General features: G+C 69.0%; 15 protein-coding genes. 3 read left to right on the top strand and 12 right to left on the bottom strand.

The genetic code is table 11. The annotated features are described in order from the left end of the window. Positions 1 to 29: 29 nt before the first annotated feature. The 7 genes from HPO96_RS27695 to HPO96_RS27725 all read right to left on the bottom strand — a co-directional run bounded on the left by HPO96_RS27695 (position 30) and on the right by HPO96_RS27725 (position 7374). Positions 30 to 1277, bottom strand: coding sequence for a serine hydrolase (locus HPO96_RS27695; RefSeq protein ID WP_202886464.1), 1248 nt, complete (start codon positions 1275 to 1277; stop codon positions 30 to 32). Then, on the bottom strand, positions 1274 to 4129 hold the full coding sequence (locus HPO96_RS27700; RefSeq protein WP_171677266.1) for a DEAD/DEAH box helicase: 2856 nt from the start codon (positions 4127 to 4129) through the stop codon (positions 1274 to 1276). Before HPO96_RS27700 ends, HPO96_RS27695 begins: the two co-directional genes overlap by 4 nt. A gap of 88 nt (positions 4130 to 4217) precedes the next feature. Beyond that, positions 4218 to 5036 carry a chitosanase gene (locus tag HPO96_RS27705; protein WP_171677267.1) on the bottom strand — a complete coding sequence of 273 codons (819 nt, stop codon included), beginning with the start codon at positions 5034 to 5036 and terminating at the stop codon, positions 4218 to 4220. A gap of 106 nt (positions 5037 to 5142) precedes the next feature. Further along, a complete protein-coding gene (locus HPO96_RS27710) occupies positions 5143 to 6015 on the bottom strand; it encodes a diacylglycerol/lipid kinase family protein (RefSeq protein WP_171677268.1) in 873 nt (290 codons plus the stop codon). Continuing rightward, the gene (tatC, locus tag HPO96_RS27715; protein ID WP_238355607.1) at positions 6015 to 6839 is read right to left on the bottom strand and encodes a twin-arginine translocase subunit TatC; all 825 of its coding nucleotides are present in this window, start codon (positions 6837 to 6839) and stop codon (positions 6015 to 6017) included. The genes HPO96_RS27710 and tatC overlap by 1 nt, the downstream gene beginning before the upstream one ends. Before the next feature lie 21 nt (positions 6840 to 6860). Then, positions 6861 to 7148: a twin-arginine translocase TatA/TatE family subunit gene (locus tag HPO96_RS27720; RefSeq protein ID WP_171677269.1), complete on the bottom strand. Its 288-nt coding sequence runs from the start codon at positions 7146 to 7148 to the stop codon at positions 6861 to 6863. Positions 7149 to 7209: 61 nt separating this feature from the next. Next, positions 7210 to 7374 carry a hypothetical protein gene (locus HPO96_RS27725; protein ID WP_171677270.1) on the bottom strand — a complete coding sequence of 55 codons (165 nt, stop codon included), beginning with the start codon at positions 7372 to 7374 and terminating at the stop codon, positions 7210 to 7212. Between the two features lie 109 nt (positions 7375 to 7483). On the opposite strand from HPO96_RS27725, the gene HPO96_RS27730 reads away from it, so the two are divergent. Next, positions 7484 to 8680, top strand: a complete 1197-nt coding sequence (locus HPO96_RS27730) for a DNA glycosylase AlkZ-like family protein (protein WP_171677271.1) — start codon at positions 7484 to 7486, stop codon at positions 8678 to 8680. Here HPO96_RS27730 and HPO96_RS27735 read toward each other — a convergent pair. Next, positions 8668 to 9642 carry a helix-turn-helix transcriptional regulator gene (locus tag HPO96_RS27735; RefSeq protein ID WP_171677272.1) on the bottom strand — a complete coding sequence of 325 codons (975 nt, stop codon included), beginning with the start codon at positions 9640 to 9642 and terminating at the stop codon, positions 8668 to 8670. The two genes, HPO96_RS27730 and HPO96_RS27735, sit on opposite strands and share 13 nt — an antisense overlap. A 155-nt stretch (positions 9643 to 9797) precedes the next feature. Further along, positions 9798 to 10754: a WYL domain-containing protein gene (locus tag HPO96_RS27740; RefSeq protein ID WP_171677273.1), complete on the bottom strand. Its 957-nt coding sequence runs from the start codon at positions 10752 to 10754 to the stop codon at positions 9798 to 9800. Between the two features lie 113 nt (positions 10755 to 10867). Between HPO96_RS27740 and HPO96_RS27745 the strand changes: the two genes are divergently transcribed. Further along, positions 10868 to 11929 (top strand): DUF3866 family protein, encoded by a 1062-nt coding sequence (locus tag HPO96_RS27745; RefSeq protein WP_337796836.1) that lies wholly within the window; start codon positions 10868 to 10870, stop codon positions 11927 to 11929. A gap of 46 nt (positions 11930 to 11975) precedes the next feature. After that, positions 11976 to 12422, top strand: coding sequence for a hypothetical protein (locus tag HPO96_RS27750; RefSeq protein ID WP_171677275.1), 447 nt, complete (start codon positions 11976 to 11978; stop codon positions 12420 to 12422). A gap of 31 nt (positions 12423 to 12453) precedes the next feature. On the opposite strand, the gene HPO96_RS27755 is transcribed toward HPO96_RS27750, so the two are convergent. The 3 genes from HPO96_RS27755 to pafA form a co-directional block, all read right to left on the bottom strand. Beyond that, the gene (locus tag HPO96_RS27755) at positions 12454 to 13425 is read right to left on the bottom strand and encodes an FKBP-type peptidyl-prolyl cis-trans isomerase (RefSeq protein ID WP_171677276.1); all 972 of its coding nucleotides are present in this window, start codon (positions 13423 to 13425) and stop codon (positions 12454 to 12456) included. Positions 13426 to 13569: 144 nt separating this feature from the next. Then, on the bottom strand, positions 13570 to 14835 hold the full coding sequence (locus tag HPO96_RS27760; protein WP_171677277.1) for a GNAT family N-acetyltransferase: 1266 nt from the start codon (positions 14833 to 14835) through the stop codon (positions 13570 to 13572). A 52-nt stretch (positions 14836 to 14887) separates the two neighbouring features. Next, positions 14888 to 16249 (bottom strand): Pup--protein ligase, encoded by a 1362-nt coding sequence (gene pafA, locus HPO96_RS27765; protein ID WP_171677278.1) that lies wholly within the window; start codon positions 16247 to 16249, stop codon positions 14888 to 14890. Between the last annotated feature and the right edge of the window lie 16 nt (positions 16250 to 16265).

The following is a 16265-nucleotide window of genomic DNA, read 5'->3' on the forward strand; positions in this document are numbered from 1 at the left end:
TGAAACCAATCAGTCTCAACCTAGACCGTCTAGGCGAAGTACTGCGGGAAGAGGTCGTGAGTGGGCCAGGTGGTGACGCCGTTGGCCGCCGTCCACATCGCCGCGTCGATATCGCCGTACGGCTTGCCGGACGGGTCGTCACGGCGGTTGAACAGCACCGCCCAGCTCATCCCGTGGTAGGTGCGGACGAGAAGGGTGGAGGTGCCCGGGAGGCTGCCGGTGTGCCAGGTGTTGCGGCCGGTGCCGCCGGTCGTCACGGGACGCACGCTCCAGCCGAGACCGTAGTACGCACCGCCAGGCTCGACACCTGTCTCCGGCTTGGCCCAGACGCGGCCGAGCGACGTGCTGTTGAGTACGGCGCCTGGCGCGTCGAACATCTTCGCCCAGCGGACCAGATCCGGCGCGCTGGCGATCCAGCCGCCGTTCGCGTCCTGCGTCCGCATGCTGAATGTTCCGTACGGCGCTGCGACCGTCTGACCCGACATGTCGAGGACGGTCCGGCCGGTGTACTGCGATTCGTACGACAACTCACCGCTGTGCTTGGCGATGCTCCACCCGAGCGCCATCCGCTTGATCTTCAACGGCGCAAGCAGCTTCTGCTGGACGTAGGCCTCGTAGCTCAGCCCACTGACCTTCTCGATCACCCGCCCGGCCAGCAAGTATCCGAAATTCGAGTAGGCGTACTTCGTACCTGGCGCCACATCCAGCTTCTGCGCGGTCATGTACTTGATGACGTCGGCGTGCTTCAGCTCCATCGGTACGCCGAGCGCCTGCGCGATCGCGGCGTCCTTGAAGTTCGGGTCGCCGGAGACAGCGCGGTCCCAGCCGCCCAGATGCTGCAGCAGGCGCCACAGCGTGATGTTCGACCAGCGGGGATCGACGGGCGCGGTGATCCCGAGCAGATCGACCACCTTGGCCGAGAGCGTCAGCTTGCCGTCCTGTTCGAGGCGCAGGATCGCCGCGGCGGTCAACGACTTCGACAAGCTGGCGATCCGGAACAAGGACGTCGGCTCCACGGTGAGCGCCGCACTCGTGCTGTACCCGCGGGCGAGGACCAGCCGGCCCTTGTACGTCACCGCGAGCTGCCCGCCGGACACCCCGCGGGCCTGCATGAAGGCCTTCAGCTGATTGTCGAACCCGGCCAGCGCCGGCACCGCCGTGCCGGTCACCTTCCAGGTCGCGGCCTCGGCGGACGCCGCCACCGCCGTCCCCATCGCCGCGGCCGCACCGGTCGCGATCGTGAGCTTTCCCAAGCGGCGGCGGGACAGCTCCCTCACGATTCGTCCACCACCGCGGCGTAGGAGATGACGCCGCGGCGGATCTCCTCGACGACGGCCCGGGCGGTTTTGCGAAGGGGGGTGTCGCCGGCGGCGTCGGCGACCTGCTCGGTGAGGTCGATGAGCTGTTTGGTCCAGCGGACGAAGTCGCCGGCGGCCAGGTCGGATTCGTAGAGGACTTCGGCGAGCGAGGCGCCGGAGGACCAGCGGAAGGCGGGCCAGCAGAAGCCGAGATCCATCGAGCGGAGGAAGTCGACGCGCATATCGCGTTCGAGGGCGGACAGCTCGCGCCAGATCTGGCCCATCTTTTCCAGGGCGATCCGGACGTCGCCGCGCGGCAGGCGGGGTGAGGTCGGCTCGTCCTTGGAGCGGGACTCGTAGACGAGCGCCGCCAGGGCCGCGGCCAGCTCGGGGACGGTGAGCTCGTCGAAGATGCCCTGGCGCAGGCATTCGGCGGCGACCAGGTCGAGCTCGGTGTAGATCCGGGCCAGCCGGTCGCCGGCTTCGGTGGTCTTGTCGCCGTCGAGGTAGTGCAGGGCGTCGAGCACCTGGCAGACCCGGTCGAACTGGCGGGCGATCGTGTTGGTCCGCTGCTCGATCTTGCGCTGGACGTCGCGGTTCTCCCGGTCGAGCCGGAAGTACCGCTCGGCCCAGCGGGCGTGGTCCTCGCGGTCGGAGCAGCCGTGGCAGGGGTGTGCGCGCAGCTCGGCCCGCATCGCCTGCAGCTCCGGGTCGTCGGCGTGACTGACGACGTCGCGGCCGCGGGTCCGCGAGGGCGGGCCGTCCTCGCCGAGCATGTCGCTGCGCACCCGCAGTACCTGCGCGAGCTCCCGCCGCTGCTGCGGGTTCCGCGCGTTGAACTTCTTCGGGATCCGCAGCGAGCCGATCGCCTCGACCGGCGTCGGGAAGTCGATCATCGACAGCTTGCGGACCTGCCGGTCCAGCGTCAGGACGGTCGGCCGCGGTCCCTCGCGCTCCGAGCGCATCCCCGGGTCGAGCACCAGCGCCCAGCCCGCGCTCCGGCCGGCCGGGATCCGGATGATGTCCCCGATCCGCAGCTTCTCGATCGACTCCTGCGCCTCGGCGCGCCGATCCTGTTTACGCGCCTTCGACCCGGACGACTCGCGATCGCCGATCCGGCGGCGCAGCGCGGCGTACTCCAGGAAGTCGCCGAGGTGGCAGTCGATCGACTCCTTGTACCCCTCGAGGGCCTCGGTGTTGCGCTGCACCTGCCGCGCCAGCCCGACCACGGCCTGGTCGGACTGGAACTGCGCGAACGACAACTCGAGCATGTCGCGGGCGCGCGTCCGCCCGACCTGGCGGACCAGGTTCACCGCCATGTTGTACGACGGCGAGAACGACGACCGGAGCGGATACGTCCGCGTCGAGGCCAGGCCGGCGACCGCGCGCGGGTCGAACCCGGGCTGCCACAACACGACCGCGTGCCCCTCGACGTCGATCCCGCGCCGCCCGGCCCGGCCGGTCAGCTGGGTGTACTCCCCCGGGGTGATGTCGACATGCGCCTCGCCGTTCCACTTGGAGAGCTTCTCCAGGACGACCGTGCGGGCCGGCATGTTGATGCCCAGGGCAAGCGTCTCGGTGGCGAAGACGACCTTGATCAGGCCGCGCGCGAACAGCTCCTCGACGACCTCCTTGAAGGCCGCCAGCATCCCCGCATGGTGGGCGGCGATCCCGCGGCTGAGCGCCTCGGCGAAGTCGTGGTAGCCGAGGACGCCGAGATCCTCGTCGGGCAGGTCGATCGTCCGCTCGGCGAGCACCCGCTTGATCTCGTCGCGCTCGGACGGTTTGGTCAGCCGCAGGCCGGAGCGCAGGCACTGCAGCATCGCGTCCTCGCAGCCCTTGCGGGAGAAGATGAAGTAGATCGCCGGCAGCAGCGCGCCGGCATCCAGCTCCTCGACCACGTCGGAGCGAAAGGGCGTGAAATGCGACCGGGTCGGCCGGCCCTTCGGCAGGTCGCGACGGCGGCGCGGTTTACGCGAGTCGTCGCGGAAGATCCGGTTGTCGTCGCGGGCGATCTTGACCAGCTGCGGGTTCACCAGATCGCGGAGGTCGGTCGTCGAACCCTTCGCGGCCGCCTTCGCCGGGTTGCCCGAGCGGTTCGGCCGCCCGGCCGACGGGCCGAACTGCGCCTGCGCGCCGGCGCCGGCGGTCGGCGTCTCCCCCGCGAACAGGTCGTGCAGCCGCTTGCCGACCATCACATGCTGGAACAGCGGCACCGGCCGCTTCTCCTCCAGCACGACGACCGTGTTACCGCGGACCGTCGCCAGCCAGTCGCCGAACTCCTCGGCGTTGCTGACAGTTGCCGACAGCGAGACCACCGAGACCGAATCGGGCAGGTGGATGATCACTTCTTCCCAGACCGCGCCGCGCGACCGGTCGGCCAGGTAGTGCACCTCGTCCATCACGACGTACGACAGGCCGAGCAGGGTGCTGGACCCGGCGTACAGCATGTTGCGCAGCACCTCGGTCGTCATGACGACGATCGGGGCCTCGGAGTTGATCGAGTTGTCACCGGTCAGCAGGCCGACCCGCTCGGCGCCGTACCGGCTGACCAGATCGGCGTACTTCTGGTTGCTCAGCGCCTTGATCGGGGTCGTGTAGAAGCACTTCTGCCCCCGCTGGAGCGCCAGATGGACGGCGAACTCCCCGACCAGCGTCTTACCGGAGCCGGTCGGCGCGGCCACCAGCACCTGGTGCCCGTCCTCCAGGGCGGCGCACGCGCGCAGCTGGAACTCGTCCAGCGCGAAGTCGTAGAGCCCGCGGAACTCCTTGACGGCAGGATGCTCCTGGTCCGAGCGGAAAACGGCGTACTTCTCGGACGGGGTACTCATGACCCCCACACTATTCGAGCCCACCCCCAAAATCCCACGTACTTACCGCCGGCCGGGCCGCACGTCGCGTGCGACCCGGCCGCCGCGCTCAGCCGATGTGGTAGCTGTCGCCGTAGACCTGCCAGTCGAGCGGGGTGTTCAGGTCGAGGTTGCCGTTACGGAGCCAGACGCGCTGAGCCGTGTCGACGCGGCTGGTGTCGCTGTGGGCCTCCTCCTGCTTCATCGCCCAGACGCGAGCGTCCAGGAAGGCGTTCAGCCAGGTGGTCTCGTTACCGCCCTGGGACGGCGGCTTCGCCTGCCCCAGCGCACGGCTGCGGATCCCGCCGAAGCTGGTCCCGCCGTTCCCGGGGCCGTGCATGACGATCGCGTCGTAGTAGGCGAACTGGCCGAGGGCGCGGACGCCGTCGGACTTGCCCTGCGAAACGGCCGGCCGGAAGTAGACCCGGTCGCGCTCGTCATTCTGGCACTGCTGGAACACGGAGTCCTGGGCCGCGGTGGCCCAATCCCGGGTGTAGTTCGGGTCGAGCCCGGCATGCGAGTCGCTGCCGTCGACCTCACGCAGCGCCGGCAGGTACTTCTGCAGGATGTTGCCGGACTTACGGCTCGCGTAGAGCTCGACCAGCTCGAGCATGTCACCGGTGCCCGAGCAGAACCCGATGATGCCCGCGGTGTAGCCGCGGCCGTCCTCGATGTCCTCGATGTACTTGTAGTAGTTCTTCCAGTTCAGCGACGAGTTCTCGGCGCTGCAGACGATCTTCATCGCGATCTCCTTCTTCGCGGGATCGTCGAGATCGACCGCCTGGACGGCGGCGTTCGCGGAGCGGGCGAGCAGGGTCGCGGCAGCCGGCGCGGCGGCCAGGCTCAGGCCGAGCAGGAGCGCACTCCTGCGCGTGGGGCGGGGTTCCATCCGTACCTCCGTGGGGCGTCCGAAGGATTAGTAACTGATAGGAATCTTTACTATCAGACGGAAGCCAGAGGTGAGAATAGTTCGGGAACAAATGTTTTTGCCGGGACTACGCGAAAACGGTGAGTGCGCCCGGCGCGATCGTGACGTCGACCGGGAGCGGTCCCAGCGGCTCGCCGTCGGCGTACGCCGTGATCCCCGGCGACTCGATCCGGACCGACCGGCCGCGCAGCGCCCGGACAGCCGGGTGGCCGACATGCGTGCCCTTGGACAGCTTCGGGAACAGCTGCAGCAGGGTCAGCCGGGAAACCGGCTCGATGATCGTGACGTCGAGGACCCCGTCGTCGATTTCGGCGCCGGCGCAGATCTGCAGCCCACCGCCGTACGTCGGGCCGGTGCCGACCGCGACCAGCATGGCCTTGGTCTCGATCACCTCGCCGTCGACCGTGACGATGTACTCGAGCGGGGAGAAGGTGCGCAGCTCGGCGAGCGTGGCGACCGTGTAGCGGGAGTTGCCCTTCGGCCAGCTCATCGCATTGGCGCGTTTGTTCACCAGGGAGTCGAAGCCGCCGGCCACCACGGTCGTGATGAACTCGCCCTCGGCCACCGCCAGGTCGACCGAGCGGGTGTTGCCGGCGATGATCAGGTCGGCCGCGGCGGCCGGGTCCTTGAGCGGGATGCCGACACCGCGGGCGAAGTCGTTGCCGGTACCGGCCGGGACGACGCCGAACGGCATCCCGGATTTCGCGAGCACCTGGGCGCCGAGATGGATCGTGCCGTCGCCGCCGACCAGCGTGACGGCGTCCGCGCCGGAGCCGATCACGTCGGCGGAGATCCGCCCGACGTCCTCGGCGCAGGTCGTCTCGTAGGTGTCGACGCTCAGCCCGGCCGACTCCAGCCGGGCGCGGACGACGGGCGCCACCCGGGCGCCCAGCCCTTTACCGCTGGTGGGGTTCACCACCAGCGCGATCCTGCGGGTCATCAGTCGGCCAGCAGTGCGTCGTTCCGGCGGCGTTTGCGGCGGTCGTTCAGCTGGGCGATGATCTCGGCCCCGAAGAACAACAGGCACATCGGAACCGCGAGGAACATCAGCGAGAACGGATCGCCGGACGGCGTCGCGACCGCGCCGAAGAGGAAGATGCCGATGATGATGTACGGCCGGGACTTCGACAGCGCCGCGGCCGGGACGACGCCGACCAGGTTCAGCAGGATGACCACCAGCGGCAGCAGGAACGCGATCCCGAAGACCAGCATCGTGCGCAGGACGAAGTCCAGGTACTCGGGCAGGGTGATCAGGTTCTGCGCGAAGTCCGGCGTGAAGCCGATCAGGATCTCGATACCCTTGGGGAGCGTCCAGTAGGCGACCCAGATACCGGCGGCGAACAGCGGGGTGGCGATCGCCGCGAACAGGTAGGCCCACTTCTTCTCGCTGCGATGCAGCCCCGGCGCGATGAACGCCCACAGCTGGTACAGCCAGACCGGGCTGGCCAGGACCAGACCGAACACCAGCGAGATCTTGATCTGGAAGGTGAACGGCGCCGTCACCGTGCCGAACGTGAGCTCGGGCCGCTTACCGCCGTTCTTGCTCGCGAGCAGATCGGCGACGCCCTGGTCGAACGGCCGCTTCAGGAAGTCGAGGGCATGGTCGTAGAAGATGTAGCCGAGGATCGTCATCACGAGGATCGCGAGCACCGAGATGACCAACCGGTTGCGGAGCTCGACAATGTGCTCGCGCAGGGTCATCCGACCCTCTTCGTCCTTCGGGCGGCGTTCCTTCTTCTCCTTACGCCGCCCGAACCTCACCATCGTCAAGGCTGGAGACTCGGCTCAGTTGGCCGTGTGGGTGGGCGGCTGACCGTCGCCGCGCGCCTGGCCGTTGGCCTGGTTCGGCTGCGCCTGCTGGGCCGGCTGCTGGACCTGGGCCGGCGGCTCGCTCGCCTCGTCGGTCAGCTCGGGGCTCTTCTTCTTGGGACCGACCTCTTCCTCCCAGATCTTCTTCGACTTGCCCAGCTGGCGAACCAGCGCCGGCAGCTTGGTCGATCCGAAGAGCAGCACGATGATCGCGAGGACAATGAGCCACTCGGCGCCGGAGGGCATTGTGATGAGCGGGTTCATCTCGGTCTCCCTTTCACAGGACTTCTACTCGTGGGCTGACGCCTGAGTTGCGTGCCGAATACTACGCCCGGACGCGATCCGGGGACTGCGCAGCGTCCAGCTTGGACTGGGCGGCGACCAACTCACGTGTCAGCGCCTTGGCCTGGCCCCACAGCTTCAGCGCGAGCAGGGCGAGGACCAGGAGCCACACCGCCACCACTCCGAGGAAGAGCAGGAACCAGTACATGATCAGGAGCCTAGCCCCTTCCGGGCCCGGACCCACGTTCGCGGGGGCGTCCGGTGTCGGAACGTGATGGTAAAACTCGGTGTTCGAACAGGACCGAAAGGGGGCGCGCGTGCGCCGGATCGGAGTCGAGGAGCGCCGGGCCCGGATCGGGCGGCGGCACCGGCTCGCCGCGTCGGCCCACGCGGCGGATGCGGTCGAGGCGGCCGCGGCGATGGTCGCGCTGCACGCGACGGACCCGGCGACCGTGCACCTCTCCATCGCCGCGCGAGTGCCGGGGAGTGACGTCGCGGCTACCGAGCGTGCCCTGTACGACGATCGCGCGCTGATTCGGCTGCTCGGAATGCGCCGTACGGTGTTCGTCGTCCCGACTGGGTTCGCGCCGATCGTTCAGGCCGCCTGTGCGGACGACATCGCCACCAAGCAGCGCCGGTTGCTGGTGAAGCATCTGACCGAGGCGGGAGTCGCAGCGGACGCGGAGTCCTGCGGGGTGTGGCTGCGGGCGGTCGAAGAGTCCACTGCGACCGCGCTGGCGCTCCGCGGCTCGGCTACGGCTCAGGAGCTGTCTGCTGACGAGCCGCGGTTGCGGACCAGGCTCAGCATGGCCGACGGCAAGCCGTACGCCGCAGCGCCGTACGTGACCAGCCGAGTGCTGTTCCAGCTCGCTGTTGACGGACGAATCGTCCGTGGCCGCCCAGTGGGGACGTGGCTGAGCAGCCAACACCAGTGGTCCCCTGCGGAGGCGTGGCTGGCCGGCGGCCTCGGCGCGAAGCCCACTGCGGAGGAGGCTCGGGTCACGCTGGCCCGCTCGTGGCTGACGGCGTTCGGCCCGGGGACGGCGACCGATCTGCAGTGGTGGGCCGGCTGGACGGCGGGGCAGACGAAGAAGGCCCTGATTGCGGTCGAAGCGGTCGCCGTCGATCTGGACGGTCAGGTGGGGTACGTACTACCTGGCGACGAGGAGCCGGAGGTCCCGGTCGAGCCGTGGGTCGCGTTCCTCCCGTCGCTGGACCCGACGCCGATGGGCTGGAAGGAGCGCGATTGGTACGTCGGCGCCCACAAGTCGAAGCTGTTCGACAGCACGGGCAACATCGGCTCGACGGTGTGGGCCGACGGGCGCATCATCGGCGCCTGGGGGCAGCCGGAGTCCGGCGCGGTCCGCTACCAGTTGCTGACGGACGTCGGTCGCGAGACCGAGGCTCTGATCGAGGCGGAGGCCGCCCGGTGGACGGCGTGGCTCGCGGGCGTGCGGGTCACGCCGCGCTTCCGCTCCCCGCTGGAGAAGCAGATCAGCGCTCAGAAGTCGTAGGAGTCGAGCGCGGCGCGCGCAGTCGCCGCAATCTGGCCCGACAGCTCAGCCGGGTCCAGAACGGTGGCGGCCCCGCCGAGCCGGAGCACCAGCCGCTGCAGCCAGGCGGTGTCGGCAACACGCAGTTTGACGATCAGCGAGCCCTCCGGGCCCTCCTCGACCGATTCGTTCGGGTAGTACTCAGCAACCCAGCGTGCTGGCGGCGCCAGCCGGATGGTGGCCAGCAGGTCACGCTCGGACGGCTGGAACATGCCGTTGGACAGGTCTCGCGGGGTCGCCTCAGGCGGCGGCTCGCTCGGCAGGTCGAGCAGCTTCACCGCGGCGATCCGGTCCAGCCGGAAGAGGCGCACGTCCTCGGCGAGACGGCACCAGGCCTCCAGGTAGCTGCGGCCGTCGGAGACGACCAGGCGCATCGGGTCGACATCCCGTTCGGTGGTCTCGTCGCGCGACGGGACGTCGTACGTCAGGTGCAGCCGGCGCTTCCCGGCCAGCGCCCGGTTGACCGTCGCGGCGATCTCGGGGTCGGCCGGCTCGACGTGGACGTGTGCGGCGGAGCCTTCGTGAGCGGCCGCGGCCTCGCCGGCGGCACGCTCCAGCTTCGCGATCGCCCGGTCGACGGCGTCCCGGTCGTGACCCGCGGTCACCTCCCGCAGCGTCCGCAGCGCGGTCAGCAGCGCGAGCGCCTCGTCCGCGGCGAGGCGCAACGGCCGGGCCAGATAGTCGGCGTTGTTGATGTGGATGACGCCGTCGCCCTCGGCGGCCTCGATGTCGATCTCGATCAGATCGCCCATCTGGGCGCCCGGCAGCCCGCAGAACCACAGCACCTTCAGGTCGGCCAGGATCTGCTTCGGGCGGACACCGAACTCCTTCGCGACGTCCTCGACGCGGGCGCCGTCGTTCTCCCGCAGGTACGGCACCAGGGCGAGCAACCGCTGCACCTGGTCACGCGCGTTAGAGGACATCTGGGGACTCCACGTCGTAGCGAGCATGTACTCGGTGCGGTAGCTCGGTGTGCGGGGGCGGAGGGTTCGATGCGGAGGATCGTGCCCTTTGCACCCGTGCGGCGAGATGCCGTGCCGAGTGCAGCGCAGTAGACGTGGGGTCGCCAGATGTCCTCTTAGACACCAGCCACCGTCCGGAGTTTCCGCAGCACTCCGTCGAGGACCTCACCGGGGCCTTCGACCACGGCATCCGGACCGTAGGAGGCGATCTCCTCGGCGAGTACGGCGGAATCGGCGTACGGGACGTGGAGCAGGTCCCAGCCCGCTTCGTACGGCTCGATGGCGTTCGAGCGGCGGCGCAGGCTGACGCACGAGCCCGTGCGCGCGCGGACCTTGGCTTCGGACGTCGGCCGCGGCGGTGCGAGCTCGGAGACCAGCGAACGCAGGTCTGTGCCCTCCGGGACGGTGAACGCGTTCGCATCACCGACTGTCTTCACGTCGCCGCCGATGCGCGACAGCCGGAACATCCTGGTCGCCTGACGATCCCTGTCCCGGCCGACGACGTACCAGCGCCCGTGCCAGGAGACGATGCCCCAGGGCTCGAGTGTGCGCGTCGTGGGCTCAGAAGCGCCGCTGCGGACATGCTGGAACCGCACCGCCCGCCGACTGACCACCGCGGCCCACAGCGGGTCGAACGCCGGCTCCGAGGCCCCGACGTGCGGCTCGATCGCACTGAGCGCGGACTGGTCGGTCTGAATCCCGGCGGCCTTCAGCTTGAGCACTGCGGACGTCGTCGCCTCGGAAAGACCCGCATGCTGCCAGACGCGCGCAGCAACACCCAGCACAGCCGCCTCGTCCGGCTCCAGTTGGACCTCGGGCAGCTCGAACACGTCCCGACGGATCCGGTAGCCGACCTCATCGGAGAAGAACTTGTCGATCGTGCCCATCTCGATCGGGATGCCGAGGTCGCGCAGCTCGTCCTTGTCGCGCTCGAACATCTTCTCGAAGGCGTCGTCGGTCTGACCGGCGTACCCCTCGACGACCTCCCGGATGCGCTCCTTGGTCACATACGTGCGCGCCACCAGGAGGCAGATGACCACGTTGAGCAGTCGCTCACTCTTGCGCGCCGACACCCGACCACCTTACGGCCTGACCGAGCCAAATCCCCCCTCCCCCACCGAACAAGTGTTCGGACCGCACTTCGGTCCCCTAGAGTCGCCCTGTGATTCGGTGGCGGGATGGTTTGGTGACGCAGGTTGGTCGGAGCTGGGCCGGTGCGGTCGAGCTGATGGTGCTGGTTGGTGAGCAGCCGGTTCGGGCGCTGGCGTACCCGGAGCTGGTCGGTACGCCGGTTGCGGGCGACCGGGTGCTGCTGAACGTCGGCGCACTCGACAAAGGGCTCGGTACGGGCGGGTACGCGCTGGTGGTCGCTCTGCCGGACCGCCTGCCGGAGGACCCGCCGGAGCATGGGCATCTGGTCAAGGCGCGCTACACGCCGCTGCAGGCGATGGTGCTGGGTGCCGACGAGCAGGACTCCCCGGACCACGCCGTACTGCGGGATGCGGACGACCTGTTCGGGACGCCGGTCGTCGTGGCGGACCTGCACTCGGCGCTGCCCGCCGTCCTGGCTGGGGTGTACGAAGCCCGGCCGAACACGCGGGTCGTGTACGTAATGACTGACGGTGGCGCCCTGCCGCTCGCCTTCTCGCGGACCGTGGCGTCGCTACGGGACTGCGGCTGGCTGAGCGGCACTGTGACTGTCGGACAGGCGTACGGCGGTGATCGCGAAGCCGTTACGGTCCACACCGGCCTTCTGACCGCCGTGCACGTCCTGACAGCCGAGCTGGTCGTACTGACTCAGGGGCCGGGCAATCTGGGGACAGGCACCCGCTGGGGCTTCAGCGGCGTGCAGTCAGGTGAGGCCGTCAACGCGGTCGGGACACTGGGCGGCCGAGCCGTCGCATCGCTCCGCATCTCCGAGGCTGACCCGCGACCACGACACCGCGGTATCTCCCACCACAGCCTGACGGCGTACGGCAGGGTCGCGCTCCAGCCCGCGGACGTCGTCGTACCGGATCTGGACGGCGAGTTCGGGGATGCGGTCCGAGACGCGGCCGAACCGCTCAAGGCACGGCACCGCGTCGTCCGCGTCGGGGTCGAAGGCCTGTACGACGTACTGCAGGCCGCACCGGTCAAGCTGTCCACCATGGGTCGGGCGCTCGACCAAGACCGGGCGTACTTCGAGGCCGCGGCCGCTGCGGGCCGGCATGCGGCCCGGTTGGTGGACGTACCACCACCCGGGGTGTAGTCGCAGTACTCCTGATTGCGACGGCCTTTCGGCCGACTCTGGAAGCATGAACCCCTTCCAAGCCCCACTGACCGCACGGTGGGCCACCATGCTGTGGCTGCTCGCCGTCGGGGCCGGAGTCGCGGAGTCCGTGGTCGGAGTTGTCGGTGCGATCAAGGACGGCGCTCCGATGCCCGCTCTCGCTGCCCAGGTCGCCGTCCGCGCCCTCCTGTACGGCGCCCTGTTCGTCGTGATCGACCGCTACTTCCGGCACGGCGTCCGCTGGTCCCGCTACCTGCTCGCCGGCCTCCTCGGAACCGTCGGCGTCGCCTCACTCGTCTGGGGGCCAATCACCTGGCTGCTGGACCACGACCTCAGCAGCCTTGACTGGACGCCGTCGTCCGTGCTCACGTTCGCCTTGCGCAGCGTGCATCTGACCGCCGTACTGACCGCTCTGGCGCTCAGCTTCCACCCACAGACCAACAGGTGGTTCCAGCAACACAAAACCGCCTGACCACGGGTGTGGTCAGGCGGTCTGCGGGAAACTACTGGCCCTGCTGCTTCGGCGCCGGGAACGCGTTCAGCACGTCGATCACGGCGAAAGCGCTGACGGACTTGCCCTTGGCGTCCTTGGACGCCGGGAGCTCGACCAGGACGCGGCTGCCGACCGGAACCCCGGCCAGCCCGTCGAGGGCGCCGGCCTGTCCGTTCGGGCCCGGGCCGACCTGGAGCTGGTCGGTCGGGGCGCCCGGCTGCGCAGGCGCGGTCTGGCTGGCGGGCTGGCCGTCCCAGGTGCTGGCCTGCTTCTTGCCGGTGTAGTCGAAGACGACGTACCGGCCGATCAGCTGGCTGCCCTTCTCGATCGGCTTGCCCTTGCCCTTGGCGACGACGACCGGCTTACCCGGCTTGGCCGGGGCCTTGAGGCCCGCGGCGACCGTGACCGTCGGCGCGGCGTTCAGCTCGCCGGCGACCTTGATCTTGGCGTCCGCGGCCGGGGCGACCGGGTCGGCGTCCAGCTTGGTGTCGTTGGCGGCGGAGCCGACCAGGTCGACGACGAAGATCAGCGTGTCGTCGCCCTTGATACCGGCCTGCTCGTTGCCCTTCTCCTTGTAGCCCTTGTCGGACGGGATCGACAACAGGATGCGGCTGCCGATCTTCTTGCCGACCAGCCCCTCGTCCCAGCCGCCGATGACGCCGCCGACGCCGATCGGGAACGACGACGGCGCGCCGCGGTCGTAGGAGTTGTCGAAGACCTTGCCGTCCCGCCAGATCTGGCCGAGGTAGTTCGCGGTGAGCAGCTCGCCCTTCTTCACCTCGGGACCGTCGCCCTCCTTGAGGACCTCGGTCACCAGGGCCTTGTCCGGGTCACCCTCGCGGTGCGTGATGGTCGGCTTCTGGCCGAACTCCGACGTCACCTTGATTCCACCGGCTCCGAAGCCGTCCTTCTTGTCGGAACCACAGGCCACCATCGACGACCCCAGGGCCACCACAGCGACCAGACTCAGCAACTTGCGCACGAACCTGCACCTCGAAACATCCCGGCGCGGTCTGCGCCTCTCGCGATCCACGGTCAACAACGCGGACCACCCTAACCTGCAGGGGCAACCCCGCCATCCGACACGTGCGTCACCATTACGTCACACCACGTACAGTCACGGGCCTCAGAACCCCACTGCGTTGTACGGAGCGCGGTCCGGACGTAACAGCGCGTCCAGCCGGGTCACTGCGCCACCGGTGTGCTCCTGCAGCCGGCCGGCGTACTGGAAACTGGTTGCCGGGACGCCGCCGAGGTACAGCGACCCCAGCTCGTTCACTGTGAGGCTCACATCGGCGTCCTGGGAGGTCGGGTTGCAGACCGCACCGTCGGGACCGGCCTCCAGTTGCCAGGCCTGTCCGTCGATCTCGAGCACCAGCGTGTCGGTCGCGGCGTACGTACGGGCTTCCAGCGCGCGCTGTACGTCGAGGATGCGCAGCCAGAGGTTGTCGCGCGTTCGGGTCAGTTTGAGTGCCCGGGAGTTCGTCAGCATCCAGCGCAGCGGCTCGTCGACCGGGCGCCGTCCGGCCACTACGCGTTTGGTGAGGTCGAAATCGAGTAGCAGGCCCCACAACGCGCGGTAGGCGTCGTACGTGAGTGCTTCGAACGCCTCTACCTGTAGCTCACCGGCGTACTCCGGATCGGGCGACCAGGGCAGTCGGAAGATCGCAGCGCCGTCCACTTCATCTGCTGCGTCGCGGTGGATGAGGTGATGCGCACGCCCGGAGCCGTCGGCCGGCAGCTCGTCCAGACTGGACCACTTGCCAGGCAGCGGGCTGATCTCGCCGACTCGAACCGCGCGGGCGCGTTCATGGAGAACCGGCCACACCGCGGACGCCGTCGCCGCATCGACCAACTCCAGCGCGCCGGGGTCGTCATGCGGCCGGCTGAAGGCAACGTCGGTACGCCGAACCTCCCAGCGGTCCGCGAACGTCGCCGGCGCGAAGCCGTAGCGGCCGTAGATGGTGGCCTCACTCGCGCTGAGCCCAGCGACGAACTCGCCACGCTCACGGCAGTCGTCGAGCATCGCGCCCATGATCCGGCGCAGGAGGCCGCGACGCCGGTAGGTCGGGAGCACCGCGGTCGCCGTGACACCGCCCATCGGGACTTGACGACCACCGGGCAGGGTGAGCTCGACCGCCACAATCGCCGAACCGCCGGCGATCTTGCCGTCCACGAACGCCGCCTGCGGGCGGAAGCCCTCCCCGAGCAGGTCCTCGGCGTACCGCTCCACCTCCGCCGCGGTGGCCGGCCGCTGTGGTGACCAGGCGGCGCGCCCGGCGTACCAGGCCGCCGGCTCAGGCTCCTCCTGCGGGAAACCGTTCACGTACGGCAGCACTCGCAGGTACTCCACAGCCTCGGCCTGGGTGATCGGCCGGATCTCGATCGTCATACGACCGTTCTAGACGGTCCGATCCCGGCCGGTCACCCGAATTAGCCCTCGGCTACATACTGGCGATGAGCTTCTCGACCCGCTCGTCGTGCGACTTGAACGGGTCTTTGCAGAGGACGGTCCGCTGCGCCTGGTCGTTCAGCTTGAGGTGCACCCAGTCGACGGTGAAGTCGCGACGGCGCTCCTGCGCGCGCTTGATGAACTCACCGCGCAGCCGGGCCCGCGTCGTCTGCGGCGGCACCGACTTGGCCTCGAAGACCCGCAGGTCGTCGACGACGCGCGTCACCGCGCCCTTGCGCTCCAGCAGGTAGTAGAGCCCGCGCGGCCGGTGGATGTCGTGGTAGGCGAGGTCGAGTTGCGCGACCCGCGGGCTGGCCAGGCCGAGGTTGTTCTGCTGGCGGTAGCGCTCGATCAGCCGGTACTTGATCACCCAGTCGATCTCCCGCTCGATCCCGGACAGGTCGCCGGACTCGATCGCCTTCAGGCACCGCTCCCACAGGTTCAGCGCGCGCTCGACGGCCGGCGTCCCCAACTCGCGGCGGTCGACGAAATCCCGCGCCTTGGTCAGGTACTCCGTCTGGATGTCGAGTGCGCTTGCCTCACGGCCGTTCGCCAGCCGGACCTCGCGGCGCCCGGTCATGTCGTGACTGATCTCGCGGATCGCCCGGATCGGGTTGTCCAGCGTCAGATCGCGCATGACGATACCGGCCTCGATCATCCGCAGCACCAGATCCGTGCTGGCCACCTTGAGCAGCATCGTGGTCTCGGACATGTTCGAGTCGCCGACGATCACGTGCAGCCGGCGGAAGCGCTCGGCGTCCGCATGCGGCTCGTCGCGGGTGTTGATGATCGGGCGGGACCGCGTCGTCGCGCTGGAGACGCCCTCCCAGATGTGCTCGGCCCGCTGACTGACGGAGTACACCGCGCCGCGCGGCGTCTGCAGCACCTTGCCGGCCCCGCAGATCAGCTGCCGGGTGACCAGGAACGGGATCAGCACATCCGCGAGCTTCGCGAAATCCCCATGCCGGCTGACCAGGTAGTTCTCGTGGCAGCCGTAGCTGTTACCCGCCGAGTCGGTGTTGTTCTTGAACAGGTACACGTCGCCGAAGATGCCCTCGTCGTGCAGCCGCTTCTGCGCATCGACCAGCAGGCCCTCCAGAATCCGCTCGCCGGCCTTGTCGTGCGCGATCAGGTCGGTGACCGAGTCGCACTCGCCGGTGGCGTACTCCGGGTGGGAGCCCACGTCGAGGTAGAGCCGCGCCCCGTTGCGGAGGAACACATTGCTGCTCCGCCCCCAGGACACGACCCGCCGAAACAGGTACCGCGCCACCTCGTCGGGGGTCAGTCGGCGCTGACCGCGAAAGGTACACGTGACGCCGTACTCGTTCTCCAGACCGAAGATTCGCCGGTTCACATTCCCCACCCTACGT

Origin of the sequence: Kribbella sandramycini (genome assembly GCF_013131805.1) — a bacterium.
Taxonomy (GTDB): Bacteria; Actinomycetota; Actinomycetes; order Propionibacteriales; family Kribbellaceae; genus Kribbella; species Kribbella sandramycini.